The sequence below is a fragment of the Sphingobacterium siyangense genome, from assembly GCF_007830445.1.
Classification (GTDB): domain Bacteria; phylum Bacteroidota; class Bacteroidia; order Sphingobacteriales; family Sphingobacteriaceae; genus Sphingobacterium; species Sphingobacterium siyangense.
Genome location: NZ_VLKR01000019.1, coordinates 48,425 through 72,439, shown reverse-complemented (window position 1 = coordinate 72,439; position 24,015 = coordinate 48,425). Strand labels below are relative to the sequence as shown.

15 protein-coding genes are annotated in these 24,015 nt (G+C 40.9%); 5 read left to right on the top strand and 10 right to left on the bottom strand.

All coding sequences use genetic code 11. From position 1 onward, the window contains the following. Positions 1–136 precede the first annotated feature (136 nt). Positions 137–2,545 (top strand): TonB-dependent receptor domain-containing protein, encoded by a 2,409-nt coding sequence (locus IQ31_RS16950; protein ID WP_145328789.1) that lies wholly within the window; start codon positions 137–139, stop codon positions 2,543–2,545. Between the two features lie 171 nt (positions 2,546–2,716). Here the strand turns inward: IQ31_RS16950 and IQ31_RS16945 are convergent, their stop codons facing one another. Further along, positions 2,717–3,727 carry a LacI family DNA-binding transcriptional regulator gene (locus tag IQ31_RS16945; protein WP_088163295.1) on the bottom strand — a complete coding sequence of 337 codons (1,011 nt, stop codon included), beginning with the start codon at positions 3,725–3,727 and terminating at the stop codon, positions 2,717–2,719. Positions 3,728–3,945: 218 nt separating this feature from the next. Between IQ31_RS16945 and IQ31_RS16940 the strand changes: the two genes are divergently transcribed. The 4 genes from IQ31_RS16940 to IQ31_RS16925 all read left to right on the top strand — a co-directional run bounded on the left by IQ31_RS16940 (position 3,946) and on the right by IQ31_RS16925 (position 11,334). Next, positions 3,946–7,140, top strand: a complete 3,195-nt coding sequence (locus tag IQ31_RS16940; RefSeq protein WP_088163294.1) for a SusC/RagA family TonB-linked outer membrane protein — start codon at positions 3,946–3,948, stop codon at positions 7,138–7,140. Positions 7,141–7,144: 4 nt separating this feature from the next. Next, complete coding sequence (locus IQ31_RS16935) at positions 7,145–8,926, top strand: RagB/SusD family nutrient uptake outer membrane protein (protein ID WP_088163293.1); 1,782 nt, start codon at positions 7,145–7,147, stop codon at positions 8,924–8,926. 15 nt (positions 8,927–8,941) lie between these two features. Continuing rightward, positions 8,942–10,498 carry a DUF4957 domain-containing protein gene (locus IQ31_RS16930; protein ID WP_088163292.1) on the top strand — a complete coding sequence of 519 codons (1,557 nt, stop codon included), beginning with the start codon at positions 8,942–8,944 and terminating at the stop codon, positions 10,496–10,498. 68 nt (positions 10,499–10,566) lie between these two features. Beyond that, on the top strand, positions 10,567–11,334 hold the full coding sequence (locus IQ31_RS16925; protein WP_145328787.1) for a rhamnogalacturonan acetylesterase: 768 nt from the start codon (positions 10,567–10,569) through the stop codon (positions 11,332–11,334). A 211-nt stretch (positions 11,335–11,545) separates the two neighbouring features. Here the strand turns inward: IQ31_RS16925 and IQ31_RS16920 are convergent, their stop codons facing one another. The 9 genes from IQ31_RS16920 to IQ31_RS16880 all read right to left on the bottom strand — a co-directional run bounded on the left by IQ31_RS16920 (position 11,546) and on the right by IQ31_RS16880 (position 24,009). Beyond that, positions 11,546–13,165 (bottom strand): NADP-dependent glyceraldehyde-3-phosphate dehydrogenase, encoded by a 1,620-nt coding sequence (locus tag IQ31_RS16920; protein WP_075990278.1) that lies wholly within the window; start codon positions 13,163–13,165, stop codon positions 11,546–11,548. Between the two features lie 71 nt (positions 13,166–13,236). Beyond that, positions 13,237–14,673 carry an MFS transporter gene (locus IQ31_RS16915; protein WP_376747254.1) on the bottom strand — a complete coding sequence of 479 codons (1,437 nt, stop codon included), beginning with the start codon at positions 14,671–14,673 and terminating at the stop codon, positions 13,237–13,239. A 100-nt stretch (positions 14,674–14,773) separates the two neighbouring features. Beyond that, positions 14,774–15,418, bottom strand: coding sequence for a bifunctional 4-hydroxy-2-oxoglutarate aldolase/2-dehydro-3-deoxy-phosphogluconate aldolase (locus IQ31_RS16910; RefSeq protein ID WP_145328785.1), 645 nt, complete (start codon positions 15,416–15,418; stop codon positions 14,774–14,776). Beyond that, complete coding sequence (locus tag IQ31_RS16905; RefSeq protein ID WP_244294515.1) at positions 15,415–16,440, bottom strand: sugar kinase; 1,026 nt, start codon at positions 16,438–16,440, stop codon at positions 15,415–15,417. The genes IQ31_RS16910 and IQ31_RS16905 overlap by 4 nt, the downstream gene beginning before the upstream one ends. A gap of 5 nt (positions 16,441–16,445) precedes the next feature. Further along, positions 16,446–17,846: a glucuronate isomerase gene (gene uxaC, locus IQ31_RS16900; RefSeq protein ID WP_088163289.1), complete on the bottom strand. Its 1,401-nt coding sequence runs from the start codon at positions 17,844–17,846 to the stop codon at positions 16,446–16,448. Positions 17,847–17,860: 14 nt separating this feature from the next. After that, the gene (locus IQ31_RS16895) at positions 17,861–19,507 is read right to left on the bottom strand and encodes a UxaA family hydrolase (RefSeq protein WP_145328781.1); all 1,647 of its coding nucleotides are present in this window, start codon (positions 19,505–19,507) and stop codon (positions 17,861–17,863) included. 12 nt (positions 19,508–19,519) lie between these two features. Beyond that, positions 19,520–21,037 (bottom strand): tagaturonate reductase, encoded by a 1,518-nt coding sequence (locus tag IQ31_RS16890; protein WP_088163287.1) that lies wholly within the window; start codon positions 21,035–21,037, stop codon positions 19,520–19,522. Between the two features lie 12 nt (positions 21,038–21,049). Continuing rightward, a complete protein-coding gene (gene pelA, locus IQ31_RS16885; protein ID WP_088163817.1) occupies positions 21,050–22,087 on the bottom strand; it encodes a pectate lyase in 1,038 nt (345 codons plus the stop codon). 5 nt (positions 22,088–22,092) lie between these two features. Beyond that, positions 22,093–24,009 carry a glycoside hydrolase family 88 protein gene (locus tag IQ31_RS16880; protein WP_145328780.1) on the bottom strand — a complete coding sequence of 639 codons (1,917 nt, stop codon included), beginning with the start codon at positions 24,007–24,009 and terminating at the stop codon, positions 22,093–22,095. Between the last annotated feature and the right edge of the window lie 6 nt (positions 24,010–24,015).

The window sequence follows — 24,015 nt, the reverse complement described above, 5'->3', positions numbered from 1 at the left end:
CATAAACCAAGTCTTCCGCCTTTAGGCGGAAGACAAATTATTGAAGCTGTAACCTCGAAAATCACTACTGAACCTCGTGTGATAAGCCTATTTCGTACCATCAAAAGTAAATGCTATTATACCTATTTATAAACGAATGAAAAGATATTTTTACCTCTTACTCTTAAATTTTTTAATTGCTTCCTTTGCCTATGCGCAAGTGAAAGTTACAGGCAAAGTACTGGTGGAAAATAATGTGCCTTTGGCTTCTGCAACTGCTTATCTGATGAAGGCAAAAACAACCGTTATTTTGAAAGCAGTTGTTACAGATGAAAATGGAGAATACCAATTTTCGGATATACAAGCTGGAAGTTATTATGTCGACGTCAAAATGGTTGGGTATACGGCCAATAAGAGCAACGTTTTTGATATCAGTAAATCAGATTACAAGGTCCCAACGATCCTGCTGAACACGGACACACGAAAATTGCAGGAGGTCGCCGTAGAGGGTAAGCGGCCGATGGTTGAAAGCAAGCCTGGTAAACTGGTTTTAAATGTCGAAAACTCTCCCTTGGCCGCAGGGAATAATGCCTTAGATATTGTACAGCGGGCTCCTGGAGTGAGTTTAGATAACAATAATAACCTACAGTTGATGGGTCAATCTGGTGTATCAGTGACCATCGATGGTCGGCAGACCTATATGTCGGGTGAGCAGTTGGTGAATTTTTTGAAGAGTACGGATGGCAACCAGATTAAGTCCGTCGAAGTTATCACTACCCGGGCAGCAAAAGATGACGCTGAGGGGGCTGTGGGGACTATAAATATTGTGCTCAAGAAAAATCGGATGGAAGGATTTAATGGAACCTTTAACATGACGGCAGGGCGGGGAGAAAAATTCAGAGGAAATAGCTCCTTATCCTTAAATTATAAAAAGAATAATACGACAGTATTTGGATCGTATGCCTATTCGAATGAGAAAAGTCACCGGAAGCTCCTGCTTGATCGTGTTATTCAGAATAAAGGGGAAAAGACCTATTTTAAACAAAGGTCGATATTGGATGAAAAAGAACAGAATCATTCCTATCGCTTCGGTGTTGAGCAAAGGACATCAGCCAGAAATACGTTAACCGTGCAGTTTAATGGTTCGAATAATATCGAATACAATGATAACGATAGTAAGACCAATGTAGGAAAGTCTTTTACAACATTGGATTCGCTTTTGATTTCGACATCGCAATTCAAAGAGTTATTTGATCGGTACTCTGCTAATTTAAACAATGAGTTTAGAATTGATTCTAACGGCAGAAAACTTACCCTTGATCTGGATTGGAGTAAATTCAAAAGCAGTAAAGGCGTGGGGTATAATAACCAATATTTTGATGGTCAGATGGATGCGATTACTCCCGAGGAGATCCAACGGAGTAGAATGCCCATCGGAATCGATATCTATGTCGCCAAACTGGATTATGAACAACCGCTATCTAAGGTCTCCAAGCTTGAGATGGGAGCTAAATATTCTAATGTTACGTCGGATAATGACTTAACCTTTGAAGATTTTTTGAACAATTCCTGGATCAATAATGAAAAGCGGACGAATCATTTTGTGTATAAGGAGCAGATCGCCGCTGGATATATAGACTATAATAATACGATAGGAAAATGGGGGCTGAAGGTCGGTGCGAGAGGAGAATATACATTTTCTGATGGAAACTCATTGACCTTAAATAAGCAGGTGAAGCGGAACTACTTTAAACTTTTTCCGAATGCAAATCTGACATATACCCTCGATGAGAATCATATTCTTTCCTTAGGTTATGCAAGGAAAATAACCCGTCCCAATTACAGACAGTTGAATCCTTTTGATTATTTCATTGATAAATTAACCTTCGAACGTGGTAACCCCTATCTGAATCCGCAATTTTCCAATGAATTCACACTAAACTATACGTTGATGCAACGTTACAATGTGACATTGGGTATTAACGATGTGCGGGATGCTATTGTAGAGAGTATGGGGCAAGATTCAGTGTTGAAACAAACTTGGGTTATACGTGAAAATTTAGGAAAGAATTTGACTGCTTACCTGAATCTGAACATACCGATAACGGTATCCAAGATCTGGAGCATGAATAACAATATTACAGGCATCCATTTTAACTTTGATGGCATGGTGAGCGGTCATCCGCTGAAAAGGAAGTCATTTCTTTTGCAGGCTACATCGATGCACAATTTAAAATTAGCGAAAAGTCTGTCGGCTAATGTCAATTTGCGATATTTCTCTCCTTTCAAATATAATGTGTACGATATGAAAGCCCGATGGGATATGGAAATTGGAGCGACAAAGACATTTAAAGATCAACGTAGTTCTTTGAAACTGGCGGTGAGCGACTTGTTTAATACAGGGAATCAGAATCTGAAAACTAATTTCGGCGATTTTGACTCCAGTATCAGGCAATACCAAGATCGTCGTGTGGTTCGATTGACCTATTCGTATAAATTCGGAAATTTAAAAAATAACTATCGTAAGAAAGATACAAGTAACGAGGAGAAGGAAAGAGCGCAATAGGACTCGATTGTTTTTCTAATATATAACCGTAGGAATGTCATATTCTTACGGTTTTTTGGCATTGTCTGTTTCATATATTTAAGTTATTCGGAGTATTTCATATAGCTTATGAATCAGAAAGCATCTTTTTCTGTGTAGCTGTTGTTATTTAAGAAATGCACCAAGTTATAATTAGTCATTTCTGACCAATTCCGTAGGCAATACAAGGGTTTCAAATTCCGTAATGGGATATTTTGCTTCTATTAACTTAATAAGCAATTCTGTGGCAATTTTTCCCATTTCGAATGCAGGTTGGCGAATTGCGGTCAATTTGGCGGAAAATAGGTCCACAACGTTTGAATTTGTGAATCCTGCAATGGCGATACCTTGTGCAGGCCCGAAAGGCCTTTTTTTTATGACATGAAGATATCCTGTGGTTAATTTATCGCCGGAAATGAAGATAGCATCGAAACCAATGCGGAGAAGTTCCTCGACAGCCGTCTCAATTTCCTCTACATGTAGTCCACCATGTTGACAATATTTTACCAAATTGGGGTCAAAATCGATGTGATTTGCCATAAGGGCCTTTTTATAGCCAACTAATCGATCTTTCGTGATGGACAGTGATTTAGAGTTTGTTAGGTGCGCGATTTTCTTCTTTCCGAGTGTTATGAGGTGCTGAGTTGCGTCATAGGCTCCTTGTTGATTGTTTACGACAACTTTGTAGGTGTCGAACTGCTGTGGGATCCGATCAAAAAAGACTATTGGAAATCCTCTTTCTTTCAATTGATGTAGATAGGAGATGTCTTCAGTTTCTGAAGACAATGCAATCAGTAGTCCATCTATAGACCTAGAAGTTAGGTATTCGACATTCAGTCGTTCCCGTTCGGAAGATTCATGTGTTTGTGAAATAATGATCTGAAAGTTCTTATCATAGGCAATTGATTCTACACCGCTTATGACTTGGGAGAAGAAATTATTAGCTATTTCGCTAACGATAATACCGATTGAGTGACTTCGCCGCTCTTTTAAACTCCTAGCAATAGGATTGGCACGATAGTTTATTTTTTTCGCGTATTCTAATACAACCTTTTTTGTTTCGGGACTTATTTCATAACTATCTCTCAAAGCTCTTGAGATCGTAGAAGTAGATAAATTGAGCGCTTTAGCAATATCTTTGATTGTATAGTTTTCGAATTTCATAATTGGCAAAATAGACTATAATATTAATCAAAAAAAATTACAAAACCTAATTCACGGGCATATGCAAACGTTGCCGGCAACGTTTGCATAACTTTTTAATGATACTTGCATGAACAAGTGAAATATAACTTGTAAACTTGATTGTATGATAACCAGTTAAATTTCGATGCAGTTCCTGCAAGAGTGATTTAATCATTGTAATTTAAAAACCTAAAAATATGAGTAAGGCCTTAGTAATATCTACTGCTATTTGCGCTTCGTTATTCACATTAAATGCACACGCTCAAGCCCGAAAAGTCCAAGGAACGGTCGTTGGTACGGATCAAAAAGGATTGGTTGGTGTGAGTGTAACGGTGCCAGGAACAAGAATTGTTGCTGTGACGGACAAAAGTGGAAAGTTTAGTATCGAAATAGCCGGTAACAATCAAGAACTTCAATTTACCTATGTTGGATTTCAGACAAAAAAAGTAACAGTTCTTGAGAATCAGAAGACACTTAACATTATTTTGGAAGAACAGTCTAATGCATTGGAAGAGGTAACTGTAAACATCGGTTACGGGACGGTCAAAAAGAAAGATCTGACAGGAGCTGTAACTTCGGTAGGTGCAGAAACCATTTCTAAAGCTCCAGTATCTTCAGCTCTTGAGGCGATTGCGGGAAGAATGGCTGGGATTCAAATTTCTTCTACAGAAGGATCCCCAGATGCAGAAATGAAGGTCCGCGTCCGTGGCGGAGGCTCCGTTACAGGAGATAATGCGCCTTTATATATCGTGGATGGTTTTCCGATGTCTTCGATATCAGATATCGCGCCAGCAGATATTGAGTCCATTGATGTGTTAAAAGATGCATCTTCGGCAGCCATATATGGCTCTCGGGGAGCAAATGGGGTTGTTATCGTAACCACCAAAAGTGCAAAGTCAGGAAAAACATCAATTAGTTATAGCGCTTTTGGCGGAATTCGAAATTTGGCAAAAAAGCTCGATGTATTGTCTCCCTACGATTATGTAACCTGGCAGTACGAACAGGCATTGTTGCAAAATAAACTGGATACTTATGTCAAATACTTTGGTAATTTTCAAGATATTGACCTCTATAAAGACGTGCCTTCAAATGATTGGCAAGAGCTTATATTTGGAAGGACCGGTAATACTTTTAACCAAAATTTTAATTTGTCAGGGGGGAGTGATAAGACGAAATATTCAATTTCTCATTCCTTTGTGAGAGATAAAGCGATTATGGAAATGTCTGGTTTTCGGAGACAAAATGTCAATTTTAAACTAAACCATAAACCATCAAAGAATACTTCCATAGATTTGGGTGCGCGATTTTCGGATGTTCGCATTTCAGGTGGAGGCATGAATGAACAGAATGAAGCCTCTTCATCAGATTCCCGTTTAAAATTCGCCATGATTTATCCTCCCTTTCCTGTTGGGGGCCTAACAAATAGTGATGAAACCGATGATGAATTCAATCTGTATAATCCGTTAGAGTCTTTGGTCGATAATGATCAGTTACAGCGAAGGAGAACGTATAACCTAAATGCTGCATTTAGCTGGGATATTGTTAAAAACCTACGGTTCAGGACAGAATTTGGCTTTGATGATTATCACAACTATAATGATCGGTTTTATGGTCCAACGACGTATTATGTGCGTAATATTCCCGCTGCTTTAGATCAAAATAAGCCTGCTCTTATCTCATTGAATACGTCGACTCAGGGGATACGCTCCACAAATACATTAAACTATAACTTTCAAGATTTCCTTCCTAAAGGACATAGTTTAAGTGTGCTGGTTGGCCAGGAATATTTGTTTACACAAAAAACATTAAATACCAATACGACACACGGTTTTCCGAACAGCTTTAAACTGGATGATACCCGAAAATTAACGCCGCAAGGTGCATCGAGTACGATAAACAATTACATGTTTGCTGACGAAAAATTACTTTCATTTTTTGGCCGGGTAAATTATGACTTTGACTCGAAGTATTTATTTAATGCAACTTTCCGGGCAGATGGTTCCTCCAAGTTCTCGGCAGACAATTATTGGGGGTATTTCCCATCCATGGCAGCTGCTTGGCGGATCTCATCAGAGCGATTTATGGACAAGACGCAATCTTGGCTTGATGACTTAAAACTTAGAGCAAGCTTGGGTACCTCGGGAAATAATAATATTCCATTAGAGCAGATATATCCAATATTTTCAGTTAAGAACACAGAATGGGTCAATGGGTATAATAATTATTGGGCTACGTCAAAAACGATGTCTAATCCGGATTTGAAATGGGAAACGACCATTTCAAAGAATATAGGTTTGGACTTTACTTTATTCAAGAAAAAGCTATCGGGAACGGTCGATGTGTATAAAAATAAAACAAAAGATCTCTTGATTCTTTTCCCAATTGCCGGATCAGGTTATGATGATCAATATCGAAATTTAGGTGAAACCCAAAATAAAGGGATAGAGCTTACACTAAACTGGTCTGCAATAAATAAGAAGAACTTTGATCTCAATTTTAGTGGCAATATTAGTTTCAATCAAACGAAAGTTAATTCTTTGGGAACCTTGACCTCGATTCCAATGGCTTCGGGTTGGGCTTCAACGGAAATTGGAACGGATTACGTTGTAGAGACTGGTGGGCGGGTTGGAAAAATGTATGGTTACGTGAGTGACGGGCGATATGAAGTTTCTGATTTTACAGGCTATGATGCAGCATCAAAAAAATGGATTTTAAAAGATGGCGTAGCTGATGCCTCTACTGTCGTTGGCACCATAAGACCGGGAACAATGAAATTAAAAGATCTAGTTGGTGATGATCATAAAATCGATGCAAGTGATCAGACGATTATTGGAGATGCAAATCCACTACATACCGGTGGATTTTCAATCAATACACGTATCTATAACTTTGATATGACAGCATTATTTAACTGGAGCTATGGAAACGATATCTACAATGCCAATAAGATTGAATATACATCTACGAGCAAGTATAATAACCGCAATATGCTCACGGTAATGGAAGAAGGGCAACGTTGGACGAACTTACTGCCCGATGGAACGATCAGTAATGACCCTAACCAATTGGCCGATATGAATAAAAATACGAGTCTCTGGTCTCCGCTTACAAGTAAATTTGTATTCAGCGATTGGGCTGTGGAGGATGGCTCCTTTTTGCGCTTGGGAACTGTTACAATAGGTTATACGCTGCCTAAAGCGTTTACTGATAGGTTGAAAATCCGGAACTTTAGAGTATATATTTCCGGATATAATCTCGCGGTTTGGACCAATTATAGTGGCTTTGATCCTGAGGTATCTACACGGAGAAAGACCAACCTCACGCCGGGGGTGGATTATTCGGCTTATCCGAAAAGCAGAACTTTCGTAGCAGGTCTTAATTTAAACTTCTAGTCTTATGAAAAAAACACTATTGCATATAACCTTGGCTTTATTATTTGCAGGAACCGTATCATCTTGTAATAAAATATTGGAAGCACCGTCGAAATCTGCATTGGATGAGTCGGTTATATTTTCTAACCAAGATCTCGCGGAAGGGGCTGTTGCAGGAATTATTCAATCTTTTGGTGAAACAAACTCCTATCGGGGTAGATATTTGGTCTTCTATGGTATCAACACAGATGCAGAGGTCAATAATAGTCTGAAGAATCCTGGCGATGAAAAATCACGATTGTCAAATTATAATACTAACGTGAATAATACCCAAATGAATACCGATAACAATGCCTGGGCTAAATTTTATGAAGGTATTGAGCGGGCTAACTTAGCGATTAGGGGCCTGCGTAGTTATGGGAATATTGAGCAGCGCCCGGAGATGGCTTATATTCTAGGCGAAATCCTGACTTTGAGGGCTGTGGTATATAATGATCTGGTTAAAGCATGGGGCGATGTACCAGCTCGCTTCGAACCATTGAGTACAGCGTCAATCTATATCGAGCGTAGCGATCGTGATGTAATTTACAAGCAGTTGCTGGCCGATCTGGAGGAAGCTCAAAACTATCTGCCTTGGCCGAACCAAAGTGCAAAGACATCCAATGTTGAACATATCAATAAAGCGTTTGCTAAGGGCTTGCGTGCTCGTTTGGCGTTGTCTGCCGGAGGTTATTCTCAACGGGCAGATGGGGTTCGTAAAAGTAATGATCCTGAATTGGAGTCGAAAAAGATGTATGAGCTGGCAAAAAAAGAATGTTTGGATATCATCAATAGTGGCGCCGCAAAGCTTCTCGGTTTTGAAGAAGTTTTTAAGACACTATGCCAAGAGAAAGGACAGGCTGGATTAGAATCACTATGGGAGATCCCTTTTAGTGAAGGCCGTGGCCGTGTCATATTTGACCTCGGTGTCAAACATACCACAACAGATAAGTATACTGGCCAAAATAAGGGCGGGACAAATGGCCCGAATCCCATTATGTTTTACGAATACGAGAAAGAAGACGTGCGCCGTGACGTAAGCTGTGTCCCGTATGAATGGACGGGTGGTGTACAGGTACCAACAAATCTCGGTAAGTGGTATTTTGGGAAATATCGCTATGAGTGGATGTCGAGGGTGGTTACTTCGACCAATGATGATGGTTTGAATTGGATGTATATGCGCTATGCTGATGTTCTTTTAATGGCAGCAGAGGCAATAAATGAATTGGATGGCCCAAATGCTGCGGCACCTTATTTTAAAATGATCCGTGAACGGGCTTATCCAAACAATCCGGAGAAAGTAACGGCTTATATGCAGCAAATCACCACAAGTAAGGATGTTTTCTTTCATGCCCTCGTCAACGAACGTGCATTGGAGTTTACGGGAGAAATGTTGCGTAAGGGTGATTTGATCCGCTGGAATCTTCTAGGGGTCAAGTTGGCTGAAGCTAAACAAAAGTTACAGCAGCTGGAGAATAGACAGGGTAAATATGCGGCATTGCCTGCCAATATCTACTACAAGACAGCAGCTGATGGTGAAAAAGTGGAAATATATGGCTTAAATTTTGGCGACACAGATGCAGTGGGCGCTGCGGCAGGATATACTTCCTCAAAAAAATGGACGATGGCAGCAAGTAGTGATCAGGCAACCTTCTGGGATGCTTTATACCTCCGCGATCCCAATACACAGCAATTTTGGCCTATTTGGCAGTATTTTTTGGATAATAGCAACGGTAAGTTGAATAATAATGGTTTTAGTTTTCAATAGAAAATAAGCATAAGAATGAAAAGAATCAATATATTGCTATATCTCGGTCTTGGGCTTATATTCGCAAATATAAGCTGTTCTGATGATCGTGTAAAAGAACTAACAGAACTGACGACAGACCGTTATTTTTCTCCTACAGGAGTGAGCGCACGAATCGTTAATCAAACAGGAGTTCAATTGACCTGGAAGAAAAATGCCGAAGCGAAAGGTTATACAATAGAACTGTTTGCTAATGGCGAACTCAATTTTGAAGGGAGTCCTGTCAGGATAATTGAAGAGATCACAAATGATCAGATTCCCTATACGATTATTGGATTGGATGGAGCAACAAACTATTCTGCCCGTATCAAGGCTGTAGGAACTGAGGTGGCTGATTCCAAATGGAGTACCATTACCTTTAAGACCAACGAAGAACAGATTATGAAACCTGTTAGCCCGGAGGGAATCCAGGCAACTTCTGTTCTGCTAAATTGGACCGCAGGTGAAGAGGCGACAGCCATCGCGATTAACCCAGGGAATATTATCCATCCCGTGACACCGCAAGAGATTGCTGCAGGGGAAGCAACAGTCACAGGTCTGGTAGGAGAAACAACCTACACCGCGACACTATTGAAAGGAAACAAGATCCGCGGATCAGCGACATTCACGACATTGATTGACTTGGGGGATGCAGTTGTTGTGCAGCCCACAGATGATCTCGTTGCTGTAATCGGAACTGCCAAAGCAGGGGATGTACTCGCATTAATGCCAGGAACCTATTCGCTCACTGCTGATGTACTGATCGATAAAGCGATAGCTATCAAAGGTGCGAAACCCGCCGATCGCCCGTTGGTAAAATCTGCTTATTTTAATTTGGATAAGGGCGCATCACTATCATTAAAAGATCTTATACTTGATGGAGAAAATAAGTCGGGGGGAAACTGTGTCATTACATTGCAGGCAGGTGCTTTCGGAAGTATTCGCCTAGAAGATAGTAAGCTGATGAACTACCCGAAAGGGATTATTTATGGCAGTTTCGATGCTTCGGTAGAGAGCGTAAGCATGAGTAATAATATTTTTGACAATATCGTCGGTAATGGAAATGAGTTTATTGATTTTAGAAAAGCTATTGCGAGGATTTTTGAATTTACAAATAATACAGTTTCCAATGCTGTCTTGAACCGGGAATTTATCCGGATGGACGCAGGTGGATCCGCAGCTTATCCGGCTATTACAAGCATCATCAAAGTGAATAATAATACCTTTTACAATGTCATACAAGATGCTACTAAACGTTTCTTCTATGTGCGTTTAGCGAAGAATGAAATTACATTCGCTAAAAATTTAATTGTGAAGTCACTGGCAATGACCGCTAATCAGTCTGCAACTAATCTGGTCGAACTCAAAAGTAACAATTACTTTGATGCGGTAAACTTCTATAACAGTTCTGCCTCTGGAGTAAAAAATGATGTTAGTGCTAATGGCTATACACTATTGGATCCTGGATTCAAGGATGCCCCCAAAGGAGACTTTACACTAACAAACCAAACATTAAAGGATAATGGTATTGGTGATCCAAGATGGGGTCAATAGTATGTTTTATGTTATTACCGCACGCCTTCTGCTTAATTAAGAAGGCGTGTGTCTTTCTTATAAGTTCAATGAAAAAAATTAGTATACTTGTTTCAGGCTTTGTGATGGTAATTTTCCTTCTTGCTTTACAGCAAGAACAAACCCTCACAATTTATATAATTGGCGATTCAACAGCTGCAAATAAGGACAAACGCACCTTTCCAGAAACTGGTTGGGGAATGGCTTTTGCTAAGCTGTTTGACCAGCAGGTGAAGGTCGATAATCGCGCATTAAATGGGCGGAGTACCAAATCCTTTAAACAAGATATAGGCAAATACGGGAGCATTGTTAATCATTGGGAACCTATTTTTGAAAACCTCCGTCGCGGAGATTATGTTTTCATCCAGTTTGGACATAATGACGAAAAAGTCGATAAGCCCAATGTAGGCACTTCTTTGGAAGAGTTTGAGCAGAATTTGATCTTTTATATCAAGCAAACGCGAGAAAAGGGAGGAATTCCGATTCTTTTGACACCTATCGCACGACGTAAATTTGAAAATGGCCTGCTCATTAAAACACATGGCGAATATCCGGCTATTATCCGTAAGGTGGCTGCAGATACGCAAACAGCTTATATTGATATGGAGGATAAGACGACAAAACTTGTACAGTCTTATGGCGACGAAGGAAGTAAAAAATTGTTTTTGCATGTAGAAAGCGGAGATCGGAACTATCCGCAGGGAAAGAAAGATGATACACATCTGAATACTTTCGGGGCAAGTGAAGTGGCAAAGCTTGTTGCCGAGGGCATTCGCGAGTTGCAGTTAACTATTCAGAATAATCTGGTGCTGAAGTAACTTTAAGACGGTATAAAATCAGAAAGAATTGTAAACTCAAATCAATTTGATTGACTGGGGAAGGGATTTTCATAGAAAGCCTTCATGATTTCGCCGATACCAACCGCAATGAAAGCGAACTGAAGGTTCTTTCTAGCCAATACAATCAGACACTTTCAGAAAAAAAGCGACATCGATTATTTCGATGTCGCTTTTTGATATCAGCCGTATACTAGAAAATATATTTCGTACTTAAGAAATTTGATTCATTTTCACTCACGATTTCATTTAACAATTTCTTGTTTTCCTCTGTGAATTTTGTAGCCACTAGAGAACGTATAGAGAATGACCGTAAAGCATCAACTACTGACAAGGTTCCTTCAGCACTGTCCTTTCTACCTGTGAAAGGGAAAGTATCTGGGCCGCGTTGGCATTGACAATTGATGTTTACGCGGCTCACTTGATTGACCAGTGGATCAATAAGTGATGAAACAACCGCTGCATTATTACTAAAAATACTTACTTGTTGTCCGTGCGAAGATCCGATTAAGTACTCGATAGGTTCTTCAAGGTCGTCAAAAGGAACAACAGGGATAACTGGCCCAAATTGTTCCTCTCTATAAAGTTTCATCTGTGAATTGACAGGGTAAACAATTGCCGGATAGAAGAACGATTCTGCAACTTGACCACCATTCTCATTGACGACTTTTGCACCATATGCTTTTGCATCTTCAATGCATTCAGTTAAATAAGCTGGTTTATTGACTTCTGGAAGCGGAGTCAATGATACCCCCTTTTCCCAAGGCATTCCATATTTCAATTTTGCGACTTCAGCAGAGAGACGTTTTAGGAACTCTTGCGCTAAGCTGCGATGTACATAGATAATTTTTAATGCTGTACAACGTTGGCCATTGAAAGAGAGTGATCCTAATACGGTTTCAGAAACCGCGAGGTTCAAATCTGCGTCTTTTGTAATAATTGCTGCGTTTTTTGCGTCCAAGCCAAGAATAGCGCGAAGGCGATTCACTTTTGGATGCAATTTTTTAAGTTCATCAGCAACACGGCTTGAACCGATTAACGTCAAAACATTGATCTTTCCTGATTGCATTAAGCTAGGAACAATCTTGTTGCCACGGCCATAGATTGTATTGACAACACCTTTAGGGAAGCTGGTCCTAAAAGCTTCTAATAAAGGATAATGCAATAAAGTACCATGTTTAGGTGGTTTGAATAACATGGTATTTCCCATGATCAATGCCGGAATCAATGTCGTGAATGTCTCATTCAATGGATAGTTGAATGGACCCATACAAAGAACGACGCCTAATGGAGATCTTCTGATCTGGGCGACGATACCTTGCTCGATCTGAAAACGTGAAGAATCGCGGTCTATATCTTTCAATGCATCGATCGTTGCATAGATGTATTCTACAGTACGATCAAACTCTTTTACCGAGTCTGCATAGGATTTGCCAATTTCCCACATAATAAGCTTGACAACAATGTCCTTTTTGGCAATCATCTTCTGTGTGAAATTTTCAACACAAGTAATACGATCGGCAACGCTCATTGTCGGCCATTCTCCACGGCCATTGTCGTATGCTTTTACAGCAGCTTCCAAGGCTTCCATGGACTCTTTTTCAGTACAAACAGGGAAACTACCGATGCGCTTACGTTTCAAGCCATCCTTAGTCTTCACACAGATTGGTGAAAAAACCTCGTTTACTTGACCCGTCCAAGAAATCATTTCTCCATTGGAAAGGAACTCTCTTTGATCGACCTGTTCGTCTAGTGTAAATTCTGCGGGAATGTCTTTCTCCTCATAGAAAATACTTTCTAAGTTTAAGCTCATTGTTTTTAAAAATGGTTTAGATTGATATTTATAAAGATATTGCTAATATAATACAAATTTTGCAATATATGTTAATTTTTTATTAAAATAAGTTTAGGTACTAGTGTTTTCATTACAAGCCATGCAATTAAATATGCTATGGCGCAGAAAGAAAAGATAATGAAGTATCCTGCCTCTTCTCCTTTAAAGCCCATAAAGACTAGCTGAGTTTCTTTTGCATAATCAAATAACCATCCAGACGTTTTGTTGATGATAAAGGCTCCTACACCCCCAGCGAGTCCCCCAATTCCAGTAACAGTCGCAATGGCACGTTTAGGAAAAGAATCACCGATAGTCGAAAAAATATTAGCAGACCAAGATTGGTGTGCAGCTCCGGCAAAACCGATCAAAATGACAGGTATCCAATAGGAAATATGACCTAGGGGTTGGGCGAAAAGTACAACCAAGGGTACAAAAGCAAATAACAACATGGCTTTCATGCGGCCCTCATAAGCATTCATTCCTTTTTTGTCAACAAAATAGGTTGGTAGCCACCCGCCATAAATAGACAACATGGTAATGGCATATAAAACGAAGATAGCCAATTGCCCTTCGGTATCTGATGATTTGATATCGTATACAGCAGAGAGATAGGCCGGCATCCAAAATAAGAAGAACCACCAAACACCATCAGTCATGAATTTACCAAAGACGAAAGCCCACGTTTGCTTGTATTTTAAACATTCCGATATGGTAGTTCGCGGTTGTTTGGTTACTCCGGTTTGTTCTGTTTCATGATCATCTTGATGAATGTAAGCCAATTCAGCGGCATTTACTTTCGGGTTTTCATGTGGCTTCTTATAAAGAAAAATCCAAAAACCCATCCAGACAAATCCAAGGGCGCCTATAATGATGAAAGACATTTCCCAACCCCAATGTGCTGCGATGACAGGGATGGTTAAGGGTGCTGCCAATGCTCCTATGGTTGCCCCTGAATTGAAAATACTCGTAGACAGCGCCCGGTCTTTTTTGGGAAAATACTCTGCTGTAGCTTTAATCGCGGCTGGAAAGTTACCAGCCTCGCCGACAGCGAGAACAAAGCGGGCAAAAATAAATAGATTGACACTCACACTCATTACTAAACCCACATTGTTAACATGAGAAATTGCCTCTTTTGCGCCTTCGAAACCGACGAACCATTCACCGGCGACGATACCTGAAGTGGCTATACCACAGAATGCATGTAATATCGCGCCAATAGACCAGATTCCGATCGCCCACAAAAAGCCTTTTTTTGTATCCATCCAATCCACAAAGCGACCTGCAAAAAGCATACTGATGGCATAAAAGATCGAAAATAATGCGGTGATGTTGCCATAGTCTGTATTTGTCCAATGAAATTCAGGACTAATAAAGTCTTTCCAGGTTAAGGACAGCACCTGTCGATCCAGGTAATTGATTGTGGTAGCAAAAAATAGTAGCGAGCATATCACCCAACGGTAATTACCCTTTTTCTCCGTGTTAATCATAATGGGTTTAATAGTTTATTTTTTAGTATACGTGTCTGTTGCCTGTTGTCAATTAAGCGTTCTTCAGTATGATCTTTCTGAACTCACGATATAAAGACCTTTACCGTGCTTTTGAGACAAATTCAAGTGCTTTTTTAGTGTTTTCAAATAAATTGCTTGTGTCTTTGGGATCAATTAACTTGCTGCCCATGCCTACTGCGCAAACCCCCGATTTGAACCATGCTTTTAAATTCTCCATTTCGATTTCTACGCCCCCCGTCGGCATAAATTTCTGCCCTTTAAAGAGCTCGCGTATCGACGACATAAAGGCAGGGCCTAGTATATTTGCAGGAAACAATTTGATAAGTGCGGCCTCTTGCTGTTGTGCGGTATAGATTTCTGTGGGGGTCATACAGCCCGGAATCCATAGCTTATGCTGTTCATGTACAAGGGAACCGACTAGCGGATTTACAATAGGAGAAACAATAAAATCTGCTCCAATCTGTAGAAATTGTTGGGCTTCGTCAACTGACTTGATGGTGCCAATACCTAAATAAAGGTCAGGCATGTCGAGGTTTCTTGCAGCAACTAAACTTTCAAAAACATCCAATGCTTCGGGGCCTCGATTTGTAAATTCAAAAACACGTATACCTGCCTGATATAGGGTTCGCAGAATCGCGATACTTTCGGCTTTATCGTGGTGGAAAAACAAAGGAAGTGTCCCTTGCGCTATAATTTTCTCTAATACAATCTCTTTCAAATTCATGCTATCATTCTATTTTTTATGTCTTCCACTGTACTTGTTGTAGCATCGCTCGCGATGAATAGTTTATCGAATGCGGCAAGTGTTGCAAACGCTAAGGTTTCCTGCGGAGAAAGGTTGGAGTATAAGCCATAAATCAGCCCTGCCATAAAGCAATCTCCACTACCTACCTTATCCAAAATTTCTTCGGCTGTATATTCCGTTGATTTAATCAGGCTGTCTTTGTCAAATAGTGTGGTATAATACTTGATCCCTTTGCTTTGATAGTCAAAACGAAAGGTGTTGGCCACATATTGACAAATCGGATTCACGGAAATGATCTCTTTACTTGTACGATCTGCCTGTGCCAGTAAATCTTCTTCCTGATACCCGGAAGAAGAAGTTAGGAACTTATCATCTAGCTGTGTGCCGAGCATTTGGTGTGCAGCCCAGATATTCCCCATGATTAAATTACAATACTTGGCAATTTCGGGCATAATCTCTTTTGGTGTCTTTCCATATTTCCACAGTTTAGCGCGGTAATTAAGGTCCAATGATACAAAGATTGCCTTCTCTTGTGCTTTTTTAACAGCTTCCAGGCATAGGTCAGCAATATCTTGACTAATTGCAGGACAGATGGCTGAAAAATGAAACCATTTGACATCGGCAAAAATCTCTTCCCAATTAATACTGCCCACTTTGAGGTTTGCAAACGATGAGTTTGCGCGATCATAAATGACCCCCGCATTTTTTAGATCTTTTCCTTTTGGGAGATAGTAAATACCTAATCGTTCGCCAGTCCATTGCATCACTGATGTGTCTATATTTCTGCGTTTCAGGTAGCTATCAATACCTTCACAGATGGCATTTTGAGGAATTGCAGATAAGTAGGATGATGGTACATTCCACAACGCCAAGGCTGTGGCTACATTCAGCTCGGCCCCACCGACGTAAAAAGGCAACTGGTGTTGTTCAATCCAATCTTGTTCGATGTCGGGACAGATCCGCAACAACAATTCTCCAAAGCTTAAAACTTTACCCTGCATGTTCATTAAAATTCAAAATATTCTTTTGCGTTATTATAGCTGATATCTGTTATGATTTTCCCTACCCATTCGATATCATGTGGTATCTCTCCCTTTTCAATGTCCTGTCCGAAGATGTCGCACAACAATCTTCTGAAATATTCATGCCTTGGAAATGAAAGGAAGCTTCTAGAATCTGTCAACATACCAACGAGACGGCTCAATAAACCCATATTTGACAGTGTGTTGATTTGTTTTGTCATGCCGTCTTTTTGGTCCAGAAACCACCAAGCCGAGCCAAACTGGATTTTTCCCTTAATTGATCCATCGTTGAAATTCCCGATCATGGTTGCAATAAGTTCATTGTCGGCAGGATTGAGATTATACAAGATGGTCTTGGTTAGCTTATCTTGATTGTCTAATTTATTCAAAAATTTTGACAATGCACGTGCCTGACTAAAATCTCCGATCGAATCCCAACCAGTATCAGGTCCGATCAAACGATGCATACGGGCATTATTGTTGCGTAAAGCTCCTAGGTGGTACTGCTGAACCCAGCCCTTTTCATGGTCCCATTCTGCAAAATAAATCAACATCGCAGATTTGAATTTCAGATTTTCGGTCGGAGAGATTTCCTTTTTTGTACGAATCTTATCAAAGATCGTCACGATTTCCTGTTCAGTATAATCTTCTGCATAAATTTGTTCCAAGCCGTGATCTGATACTTTACATCCGTTGACAGCAAAGAAATCATGTCTTGTTTTTAGCGCATTTAAGTAATCACCGAAGCTACTGATCTGCATGTCGCTGACCGCTTCCAATTTATCGATATATTGATTCAGTGCAATGATATCATCCGAGTTCATTGCTTTATCCGGACGAAAAGCCGGAAGCATCTTGAACGACTCCTTTTCTTTTGCAAATTGTTGGTGAAACTCGAGGCTATCGATAGGATCGTCAGTGGTACAAACCACTTCAACCTTCATCATTTTCAGTAAGCCGCGAACGGAATGGCTGTCTTGTTGTAACAAAGCGCCTGTATCGGCATATATCCTGGCAGCCGTCTTTGGTGACAACAAATCTGTGATGCCAAAATAGCGTTGCAGTTCAAGGTGTGTCCAATGGTGTAATGGGTTGCGCAATGTATAAGGAACAGTTTCTGCCCACTTGATAAATTTTTCCTCATCGGAAGCATCACCTGTAATATAACGCTCATTGACACCATTGGCCCGCATGGCCCGCCATTTGTAATGATCGCCATGTAACCAGACCTGACTAATATTGTCGAATTTTACATTATTAGCGATTTGTTCGGGAATCAAGTGATTATGATAATCAATGATCGGCAAATGCTTTGAATAGCTGTGATACAGCTGTTCTGCTGTTTTTGTGTTTAATAAAAAGTTGTCGTCTAAAAAAGCTTTCATACAATATTCTATTTTTATAAACTCACACCTCTTTTCCAAGGTATGAAATCGTCTTGGTTTAATTGGACAGCCTTAGGTGTTATTTCACCACTAGCTGCTTTGATACAATATTCTAAAATGTCTTCGGCCATGGTTTGAATCGATTTCTCACCGTCTATAATAGGGCCGGTATTGATATCGATAATGTCGGCCATTCTGGTTGCTAGGACATTATTCGTTGCTACTTTGATAACTGGGCAAATAGGGTTGCCTGTAGGCGTACCTAAACCCGTTGTGAATAAGATAAGTGTTGCGCCTGCAGCAGCTTTCCCTGTGGTCGCTTCCACATCATTTCCGGGGGTACAGACCAAATTAAGACCGGGCTTTGTTGCTTCCTCGGTGTAGTCCAAAACATCAACAACAGGGGAGGTTCCTCCCTTTTTCGCGGCACCATTGCTTTTTATCGCATCAGTGATAAGTCCATCACGAATATTGCCTGGAGATGGATTCATATAAAAACCCGAACCAACAGCCTCGGCAGCATTGCTATAGGCGGTCATCAGGTCAATGAATTTATTGGCAGCCTTCGGATCGATGGTGCGGTCTATTAAGTTTTGCTCGGCACCACATAATTCTGGAAATTCAGCCAACAGTACTTTTCCACCAAGGGCAACCAGAAGATCGGCCGTATAACCAACAGCCGGATTGGCCGAAATACCACTGAATCCATCACTACCACCGCATTTTACACCCAAGGTTAATTTGCTCAATGGTACCGGCTGTCTTCCAAGTTTATTAATTTCTGTCAGCCCCACAAAAGTCTGTAGTATCGCCTCTTTCAGCAGTTGCTCCTCACTTTTTGATTGTTGCTGTTCAAATAAGTACAATGGTTTGTCAAATCCTGGATTACGCAGCTTAATGTCGTTGACGAGATCGTTCAGCTGCAAATTTTGGCAGCCCAGACTCAATACCGTAATACCGGCGACATTTGGATGGTCGGCATAAGCGGCAAGTAACTTACTCAAGATGGCAGCATCTTGTCGGATTCCACCACAGCCCCCCTGATGGTTTAAAAATTTGATCCCATCTACGTTTCTGAATACACGATCCGATTGCTCCGTAATTGTGTTTAGTTGCCCGAGTGAGGACAGGTCTAGTGTTTCACCCTTTTCATAAGCTTTTAACAGCTGATGGGTGAAGTTCTTGTATTTTCCAGTGACTGAATAACCAAGCTCATTGTATAATGCCTCTTTGATAACATCAAGATTTCGGTTTTCGCAAAAAACGGTTGGGATAAATAACCAGTAATTCGCGGTGCCAACACGACCGTCCGGACGGAGGTAACCATTGAAAGTTCTTCCTTCAAACTTTGAAACGTCAGGCTTTTCCCAGTGATAATGTGAAGGCCGAAAATGGTAAGGTTCAGCTGCATGTTTGGTGTTGTCGGTATTCATGATGCTTCCCTGTGGGATATCAAATTGTGCTTTTCCCACGAGAACCCCATACATATAGATTTCGTCACCAAAGTGCATATCCTGCATAAAAAATTTATGCTTGGCCGGAATATCTTCCTGTAGAATATATTGTATACCCTCAAAAGAAATTGCATCACCTTTTTTGAGATCTTGTAAGGCGACTAAAACATTGTCTTTGGGATGTATCTTTAATACGTTGTTTTTCATCTGTAGCGCTATTTATACTTTTTTATTGTCAAGAACTGATGAAATTTCGAGTGCCTTTAATGCCCCTTTTTCAATGATCTGTTGCAATTTTTGGTTGACTGTTTCTTCAAAATGAGGGAACTCCGTTAAATTGGTTCCCCATAAATCCGTAGCTGAAAGCACGGTATGGACGAGTGTATCTGGATTGCACCAAGCGGTATGTAATATTGGTGCAGACTCATCCTGAAGCACAACTGTTCGTCCATTAATCAATTGCTCATACTGAGCACCGTTCAGCGTGGATTTTAGTAGATAGAGATAAGCCGCAAATCCAAGTGCGAAGAGTTGTGGAGCTTCGTGGTGTGTTGTATACCATTTTTTTAGCAAGGGAATATTGCGCATTGCCATTTTTGAGCTATAATTTAAAGCAATGGATTCCCATTTATGTTCCAGATGCGGATTGGCAAAGCGATCGATGACTTTGGATGAAAAATCGTTGATGTCCGCGACTGAAATAGTGTCGCTTAAAATGGCGGGACCAATTTCATCCTGCATTAAAAGACGTATAAATTGATTGAATGCAGCATTTTGCATGGCCTCCTTTACAGTTTCGAAGCCCGCAAGAAGGGCAAGGGCACAACTTAAAGTATGCGTTCCATTGAGCAGCCTTAGTTTGATTTCCTTGTACTTTTCAATTGATGGAACCAACATGACATTCGGATCTGCCAATGCAAAGGACAGGCGTTGTTGTATACGTTCAGAAGTCGCTTCTATCGCCCATAAGCGAAAGGGTTCGGCCATAATCATCAATTGATCTTCGTAGCCCAGTAAAGCGCAGGTTTTCGTGTATTCCGCTAGCGGCAATGCTCCGGGAACGATACGATCGACTAGCGTGTTACAAAAATCATTGGCGGTATCAAGCCAGTCCATAAACTCTTCTGGAAGCTCATTCAGCTTAGCCAAGGCTGTGATGATTGATTTCAGTTTAGTTCCATTGTCGGTAATCAATTCGCTAGGGACGACGGTTAAGCCCTTGTTTTTATCCGCATTGAAGTAAACAAATCTCCGATAGAGAATAGCCAAAAGTTTACCCGGGAAAGAAGCCGGTGGTGCGTCACTGATGCGGTCTTCACTCATAACAATGCCGACTTCGGTGGTGTTGGAGAAGACAATTTCAAGATCCGGATTTTCGGCGCTTTTTAATATTTCTGACCAATGTTGGTTGGCCGCCAATACACGGGAAATCGAATTATTGATTTCATATTGTGAAATCTCTTCACCGTCTTCTATACCTTTAATGGATAATGTGTATAGGTTGTCCTGTTGTTCGAAGGCATCAGCACCGCCCGAGCTTGTTGACTTTACAACCAGTATTCTGCCGCAAAACAGGTTTTGTTGATTTGCTTTATGGACAAAATAATCCGGGAGGCCTCTGAGTAATACACCGGTGCCAAATTGAAGAATCTTTTCTGGATATGCGAAGGACGCTGCCGTCGGTTTATTCACCAGGTCAGTGCTCATCGTTTGTATAGTATGTTGTGTCAGTAACATCTGCTCGTTTTATTATTGAATTTTGTGTTGTTTTTTCCACTTTGGATACTCCTTTTGGATCAGCTTTTCCGGCCAGTTGCCGAACCAGGCATAGCCATTTCTACGCTCCTCTGAAACCTCCTCAAAGTTGTATTTGATTGTGTCGTCCCGATCTCCAAACAAAGGACGGTTGTCTTCGAGATTATAAAATCGCGCCCAAATCGTGGAAGTCCCATCGGCGACAAGCCGCCGTTGATATTTTCCAGTCAGCTTATCTTGTACACGGTCGAAGCGGTAACCTTCGATATCATGTTGCTCAAACCAGTGTACTGCATCTTCGATGGCTTGCTTAATTTCAGCCGTTGCAGGCTGCAGCATGAGAAAGCGGACGATGGCAACAGATTCACTTGTGCTTAATGCGGCAGGTTCAAACTTTCTTGCCTGAGCGGGCTTTAACGTGTTCTGATCGTATTGCGCAGCCCAGATACTCCTTTTTCCGTCTTGCATGACCTGTGTTTTCAGGATACAGGCTATGCCCTTTTCTACCGCTTTTTGTGCTTTTGACACAAATATGGGATTGATAGCCTCAAATCCGTCTTGCTTATTGGCGACTTTGTAAAGCACCAGTAATGCATTGATCATTGCATTATCGTTGTAGGTTATCTCAGCTCTATAGAGTGATTTATTTGGGTAGTACTGTGGAAATCCGCCATTCTCATATTGAGCCGATAAAATATAGGCAATACCTTTTTCTGCGGCAGTCAAATAAGCCTTATTCTGAGTAAGCTTAAAAGCCTTGACCAATCCAGTTATTTCCCGGGTTGTTGCACTGTTGTCGAGTGTGGCATGATCAATAGCTGTTTTCTTGACCTTTTGCAAGAGCTCTTTTGTTAATGGAAGTCTGTAATCGACCACACTTTTGTCGAACAACTGCTTGGGCCATGCTCCATTTGATAGCTGGTACTGAAGCATCTTTTCGGCCAATGAATCTTTGGTGGGCACGGTCTGTCCAATACAGTAATGATGAAACACTGATACCGCGATGAAACTCAGCATAATTGTCTTTCTCATGGTCTCTAGTTGTTGATCTGTTTGAATAACCATTGCACTAAATCATTCGCTGCAGTAAAGTTTTCATATTCCTTAGGGAGCTTTCTTCCATCGGTATATTCATTATATAACCAAGGATCTCCAATGGCAAATACAGTACCTTTTCCATATTTTGCCGTAGCAATGATGGTATCCCCATGATCTTGAATCAATGCTTGGGCGGGAGCGTTTACCTGTAATGTTGAGATTTCCTTGATATATATTTGGGCCGTATTCGGAAATACGGCATTACCTTTTGGAATAGCAATTGCGCCCGTCTGAAAGTCATTTCCTTTCACCCGGTTGCGACTATCCTCATGGAATGTGATGCCAAATTTTCGTGCGAGGGTATTGAATTTGCTGATTTCGCAGTTACCGCTATCATTTAATAAAAGAACGAGTACTCCGCCCTGTTTAACCCATTGCGTAATTTGTTGGGCGTCGGTTTCATTCATAAAATGCGGATGCTCAGTTTCTTTCTCCGTGTCGGGGTCTACGATGATGTAGACGTTGGATTTTGAGAGATTCTGTACTGTAGGTGCTGTCCGTAATGTGTTTAATTGACCGCCATTTTTTTCAAATACCCTACCCAATAGGGAAAATCCGTTGTTGTCGTCACCATCCCAAAGATAGTGGTAGGGTTTAATTTCCCCCGATGCAGTCTTTTTATATTCGTTATTGAAATAATTGTCCAATGTAACCGTGCGTCTTTTTTTTCCTTTTTGTTCCTTTCCAAATTCAACTTCGGACGCCGCTAGGATAAAAGCACCGACTCCCTTGGGATCATTGGTAATAACGGGTTCACTCATGTAATATTCGAAACTACCATCGCGATATTGTTTTCCGCCTAGACCGGAAACTTGGACAGTCTTTGTGAGATTGACACGGTTTTCTCCAGCAGGGGTGATGAATTCTTTTACAAGCCCTTGGTAGCCCCGATCCAGATTTTGCTGAAATGAAGCCGGGATATAACCTTTGCGTAATGATTTTGCCAATGCAAATACAAACATACTGGAGGCCGAAGATTCCAGGTAATTTCCTTTTCTTGTACCCAGGTCCACAATGTCATACCAAACGCCGGTTTTGCCATCTTGGTACTTGACGACTGCCGATAACGTTCTGTTTAAGATTGCAATGAGTTCTTGTCTACGAGGATGCTCCGCTGGGAAATAGTCCAATACATCAACAAGCGCCATGACATACCAACCCATACCCCTAGCCCAAAAGTGTGGCGATAGGCCTGTTTTGGGGTCCGACCAGCGTTCCTTTTTTGATTCATCCCAGCCATGATACAGCAGGCCTGTTTTCGCGTCACGGGCATTTTTTTCCATGTAGCTAAACTGGTTGGCGATATCGTCAAAGGCGGCAGGAATATTCATCAGGCTAGCATATTCCGCATAGAAAGGCTGGCCCATATATAAGCCATCTAGCCACATTTGGTAAGGATAAATTTTCTTATGCCAAAATCCACCTTCATGTGTGCGCGGATGCTTTTGAAGCTGTGCATATAATTGGTGGCAGGCCTTCAGATATTTTTCTTTACCGGTTACTTTGTAAAGTGTTAATAGGGTGGTACCATTTTTAATATTGTCAATATTAAAATCCTGCGCATGATAGTTCTTAATTGAATCCGGAATGCTGAGGTAGGCATCCATGCGCGATTGCATATAGTTAAAATAATCGGCATCTGCAGTATTGCGCCATACATCTGTCAGGCCTTCAAAAATAACCCCCATATCGTATGACCATTTTGGAAATTTGTCGGTCCTGTTGAATAATGAATCCGGATAGAGCTGTTCAAGTACAGTGTTGGCCATTTGTTCGGAAAAAGGCTTTTGTTGGCCAAACCCTGAAAATGGAACAAGTGCTGTAAGGTTTAAAAGAATTAAAAATAACTTTCTCATCAGGGG